This window comes from Gulosibacter sediminis (assembly GCF_014904065.1).
In the GTDB taxonomy this organism is placed as follows: Bacteria; Actinomycetota; Actinomycetes; order Actinomycetales; family Microbacteriaceae; genus Gulosibacter; species Gulosibacter sediminis.
The window spans coordinates 1-4,332 of sequence record NZ_JACXJG010000016.1; the positions used below are offsets into that span (position 1 = coordinate 1).

The window sequence follows — 4,332 nt, forward strand, 5'->3', positions numbered from 1 at the left end:
ACCCTCAACTGCGAAGAGCCACATTGGCGACTTCGAGTTTGGATACGAGTCGTTCGCGCTCTCGACCGACCCCGGGCTCGTCATGCTCGTCTACACCGTCGAACCCGGCAGCCCCTCGGCGGATGCGCTGGGCATGCTCGCGAGCTGGGCGGCGCCATCGGCCGTCGATGCCGCGATGGCGGATGCGAGGGCCGAGCGGCCGGGCGGCTGACGGCGCGAATCGAACTTCAGCGGCCCGCGACCGCGCCGACGCGAACCCCGGCTGAGTCGCAGCGGAGATTCATCTTGAGAGGTGTGCCTTGCCCTTCGCGCGCCTTTCGGCGGCGCAGCGTCTAGCGGGCGAGGCATCCCGTCACCCATCGGTCGAGGCGGGCATACGCCTCATTGCGTGCCTCACGCCTCGAGAGAAAGACGTCGTGGAGCGCACCGTCGATGCGCTCGACGGTGACCGATGACCCGAGCTTGAGTGAGGCGCGCGCGATGTCGTCGACGACGAGCACCGTGTCGGCGCGAGTGAGGTCCTCCGACCAGCGGGCGGGCACGGCGGAGCGCTGCGAGAGCAACACGCAGATCGGCGCGGCGATACCGAGCCCCTTCGCGACTTGCGCGTGAGCGCTCAAAATCGCGTGGAGCCAGCCCGTGTGCACCGGCATCGTCTGCGCGGGGCGCCAGGGGAGATACACATCCATGAGGTCGTCGGGGTCGGCGACCTCCGCCTGGGCGCGCGAGTAGAAGCCGAAGTCGACCTGAGGCGAGGTGCTGAGCGGGCGGACCCGCGACTGCAGATCGAGCACGGGCGAGATCACGCCGCGCGTGATGCCGCTGAGCTGAAACTCGAGCCAGGGGCTGTTGAGGATGAGCGCCGACGCGACGCCCGGGTGGCGCGCGGCCCAGAGGCTCAGGGTGAGGCCACCCGTTGAATGGCCGATGAGTACGAGGCGGCGGTCGGTACGGGGCTCGTACACCGACCAGCCCATCGCGGCGAGCGCGGCGGCGAGGTCTTCGTCGTAGGCGGCGAGATCGGTGATGTAGCCCGGGGTCTGGTGCTCGCGCAGGCTGCGGCCATACTTGCGCAAGTCGAGGGCGAAGAATCGCGCCCCGCGGTCGGCCCAATAGCGGGCGAGTCGGCGCTGAAAGAAATAGTCCGACCAGCCGTGCACATAGAGCACGTCGACATCATCAAGGGGTTCGCGTGGCGCCCACCATCGACGCTTCGGCGGCAGCAGCCGCACGAGCGTCGCCTCGACTTCGCCTTCGTCGTCGGGCGCGAGCGTCAGCGTGAGCTGCTCGAACGGGGCACCGAGCACATCGGGACGCCACTCGCTAGCCATGCGATTCAGCCTACGACAGCGCCGAACCGGTCATGCGTGGGAACGTGCCGGGGCACCTCGGGCGACCCTACGCATCCGTTGGTTGCGGTGACGTGACGGCCGGCGCGGGCTCGATCACGCGGCGCCCGCCACGCTGCGCCGCGGCCCCGCGACAATCACGATCGTGACGCCCACAAGCTGCATCAGCGTGGGCTGCTGCGCGAGCACGACCACGCCGATGAGGATGCCGAAGGCGGGTTCGATTGAGAGCAGCGTGCCTAAGGCGGTGTGGGTCATGCAGCGCAGGGCGAGCATCTCGAGCCCGAACGCGATCACCGGCGTGATGAGGGCGATGCCGGCAGTGACGGGCAGGAGCCACCAGGTGAACTCGCCGCCGATCACCTGCGGCAGGCCGACCGGCAGGGTGGCGAGCGCCGCGACCGGAATCGTGAGCGTGAGGCCGCTGATGCCCGCGAAGCGGTCGCCGACGTGCTGCGTGAGCCGTTGTACAGCCCCCAGCAGACGCCCGCCGTGACGGCGAAGGCGACGCCGACGAGGTCAATGTGACCGCGCCACGGCTCGGTCAGCAGCACGACGCCGACGAGCGCGAGCGCCGACCATATGAGCGACTTGCGCTGCTTACTCATGAGCCCGGCCACCATGAGCGGCCCGAGGAACTCGATCGCGACGGCGGTACCGAGCGGGATGCGCTCGACCGCAGCGAGGAAGAACGTCGTCATCATACCCGTCACGACACCGAGGCCGATGAGCGCCGGCACATCCTTGCGGCGAATCGAGCGGATCGCCGGCCTGGCAATCAGCCAGAGAAACACGACCCCGAACGACATGCGCAGCCATGCGGTGCCCGCTGGGCCCACCTGCTCGATGACGGGCACCGACAGGGCATTGGCGAGCTGAATCGCGAGCATCGCCGCGACCGCCATCGACCACGGCGGCACCGCGATCGCCTTCCGTGTGGTGCCCATCATGCGCCGATCAGGCGACGGCTCGCGCGCACCTCTGAGCCGAGCCCGCGCAGCGCCTCGACCAGTGCATCCGCCGCCGCCTCGACCTCGGCATCGCTCGCGGGCGCGAGGGCATCGAGGATGAAGAATGCCGTCTGCGTGTCGTCGCTCAGCCCGGTGCGGCGCCCTTGCCGCCAATTCCAGCGACGGCAGGTGACGCCGGCGTCGTCGCGCCAGACGACCTCACAGTCCTCGGGATGCTCGGTGGCGGGCTCTCGGCCCGCGACGGTGTCGAAGGCTTCCGTGCCGCTCGCGCGAGCGAGGCGCGCCGCGCCCTGGTAGCGGGCGAGGTCTTCGCCGCCGAACGGAATCTGGTGCAGCACCGAGGTTGCGTTGTAGACGTCGGTGAGGGCGTTCACGCGGGGGAGCCCCTGCGCGGCCCGACGGGTGAGCGCCTCGAGGCTGTTGCGGGTGCGCTGCGGCTTCGCGCCGAACGCGCGGTACGCCTCGCGCCACGCTGCGATGTGCGGCAGCTCGTCGACGGGAGTGTCGGCGAGCAGTTCAGTGGCGTGCGTCTCGGCCTCGGCGATGAGCGTCGCCACCGTGCCGTCGCCCGCCTGCGTGGTGATCGCGGGCGTGAGGCCCTCGATCACCACGAGCATCGCCCGGTAGTCGGGGCGCAACTCGAACACCTCGGGTGCGACGCTCGCGGCGACGAGAAACTCACTCGGGGTCATCGGCTTAGGCATGCGGGCTCGTTCGCGGCGGCGGGGCTACTCGGCCCAGTCGCTGTTGCGGATGATCTCGACGAAGTCGGTGCGCTCGTAGCCGGGCAAGAAGTGCGCGAGCACATCGGCGTTCACGTTGCCGAAGGTCGTGTCGGGGCGGTGCACATTGCCCTCGGTAAAGGCGGCGAGAATGCGGTTCTTGAAGTCGGGGCGCGGATGCGCCGCGGTCACCTCCGCGCGCTGGGCGTCGGTGATGTGGCGGTACCAAATGCCGAGCACGTCGGTTTCGACCCCGGCCGTGACGAGCGCAGCGAAGACACCGCCGAAGCCGAGCAGGGTCATGAACAGCGCGAGCAGCACGTGCGGGTTGCCGAGGGCGGCGGCCTCGTGGCGCAAGCGCACGCCCGTGGGCGTCGGCAGGTGGGAGATGAGCGTCGCAAGCGCCGCGATCATGGCGATGCCGAGCACCGGGGTGGCGAGGAAGGTCGCGCGCGAGCCAAGCTCGTGGCCGAGCCAGGTGCCGAGCNGGCGAGGTTCGCGAGGGCGATACCGCTGAACATGGCGGCGACCGCCTTCGAGCGGCGCTCGGGCTCGGCGAGTTCGGCCGCGACGACCGAGCGAATGCCGACGTCACCGAGGCGGGCCGCGAGCTGCTCGAAGCTCCACGTCCACTCAATGATGCCGCGCTTGAAGCAGCGCTCGTCGAGCTCGGTGAGGACCCCGAGTTCGCCGACCTAGTGGGCGTCTTGCGCGGTTGACCTGCGCGCTCGCGGCTGATGGCGCGGTGTGAGGATTCCCAGCTTTCTCACCAAGCGCTCATGTGCCACCGAGGCCGGTTCGTTAGTCAGAGATACGAGCGAGCAAACCTGTGCTCGCGACAATCGCCAATCCTGTCGGGAGGCAACTGACTATGACGAACCAAAACACCTTTAGCGATCTTGCCAACGCCGATGTCTACGACAGCGCCGGGCACAAGCTCGGTGGCGTCAACAATGTCTACGTATTCGACGGCACCGAGGAGCCCTCGTGGGTCACGGTGAACACGGGTCTCTTCGGCAGTCACGAGACCTTTATTCCGCTCGCCAACGCGCAGTTCAACAGCGGCGGACTCGTCGTGCCGTACGAGAAGTCGTTCATTAAGGATGCGCCAAATATCGGCCCCGACGGCGAGCTCTCGGTGGAGCAAGAGAACGAACTTTTCCACTATTACGGCATCGACAACCCGAACGCGGTGCGCGGCAACGCCGGTGTGCCAGGGACGGATACGCGCGACGGTGAGCGGGATGCGCGCGACACCAATGCTCGCCAGGGCGACGCGGATGCGCGTGA

7 protein-coding genes are annotated in these 4,332 nt (G+C 68.6%); 2 read left to right on the forward strand and 5 right to left on the reverse strand.

Going from position 1 to position 4,332, the window contains the following annotated elements; translation table 11 throughout:
* The coding region (locus ID132_RS08565; protein WP_459562465.1) for an MmyB family transcriptional regulator at window positions 1–211 on the forward strand (211 nt) is incomplete at its 5' end.
* Window positions 212–332: 121 nt separating this feature from the next.
* Here ID132_RS08565 and ID132_RS08570 read toward each other — a convergent pair.
* From ID132_RS08570 to ID132_RS13165, 5 genes are all read right to left on the reverse strand, one after another.
* Entirely contained in the window at window positions 333–1,331 is a 999-nt protein-coding gene (locus ID132_RS08570; protein ID WP_125107157.1) for an alpha/beta hydrolase, read from the reverse strand.
* 114 nt (window positions 1,332–1,445) lie between these two features.
* Window positions 1,446–1,778 (reverse strand): EamA family transporter, encoded by a 333-nt coding sequence (locus ID132_RS13960; RefSeq protein WP_328743996.1) that lies wholly within the window; start codon window positions 1,776–1,778, stop codon window positions 1,446–1,448.
* Complete coding sequence (locus ID132_RS14860) at window positions 1,709–2,299, reverse strand: EamA family transporter (protein WP_328743984.1); 591 nt, start codon at window positions 2,297–2,299, stop codon at window positions 1,709–1,711. The genes ID132_RS13960 and ID132_RS14860 overlap by 70 nt, the downstream gene beginning before the upstream one ends.
* On the reverse strand, window positions 2,296–3,024 hold the full coding sequence (locus ID132_RS08580) for a B3/B4 domain-containing protein (protein ID WP_235988422.1): 729 nt from the start codon (window positions 3,022–3,024) through the stop codon (window positions 2,296–2,298). Before ID132_RS08580 ends, ID132_RS14860 begins: the two co-directional genes overlap by 4 nt.
* 24 nt (window positions 3,025–3,048) lie before the next feature.
* Complete coding sequence (locus ID132_RS13165) at window positions 3,049–3,471, reverse strand: hypothetical protein (RefSeq protein ID WP_211198350.1); 423 nt, start codon at window positions 3,469–3,471, stop codon at window positions 3,049–3,051.
* A 442-nt stretch (window positions 3,472–3,913) separates the two neighbouring features.
* On the opposite strand from ID132_RS13165, the gene ID132_RS08590 reads away from it, so the two are divergent.
* Window positions 3,914–4,332: PRC-barrel domain-containing protein (locus tag ID132_RS08590; protein ID WP_193128363.1), on the forward strand; the 419-nt coding region annotated here is incomplete at its 3' end.